The organism is Bittarella massiliensis (ex Durand et al. 2017) (assembly GCF_017566145.1).
Classification (GTDB): domain Bacteria; phylum Bacillota; class Clostridia; order Oscillospirales; family Ruminococcaceae; genus Bittarella; species Bittarella massiliensis_A.
In genome coordinates this window covers 1-213 of sequence record NZ_JABFCL010000332.1, presented here as the reverse complement: position 1 = coordinate 213, position 213 = coordinate 1, and the positions used below count along the sequence as shown (strand labels likewise).

Sequence of the window (213 nt, the reverse complement as noted above, 5' to 3'; positions counted from 1 at the left end):
GGTTCGCATCATAGAATGCAATCACGTTCATTCCCGGCCGCAGACGTACTTCATTGATGACATAAGAGTCAGGGCCTACTACAAAGTTGGTGATGCCGTCGGAATTGCGGATAGAGACAAGCAGTTCACAGCAGTTATCACGCATGGATGTGATATTCTGTACAATCCCCGTTATGGGGACAAGATTCATATCAGCCATAATCAAACACTCCA

1 pseudogene is annotated in these 213 nt (G+C 46.0%); it reads right to left on the bottom strand.

Annotation, left to right across the window (positions count from 1 at the left end):
- Positions 1-199: pseudogene (locus HJY11_RS14550) on the bottom strand (hypothetical protein); the annotation flags it as partial.
- Positions 200-213: the final 14 nt, after the last annotated feature.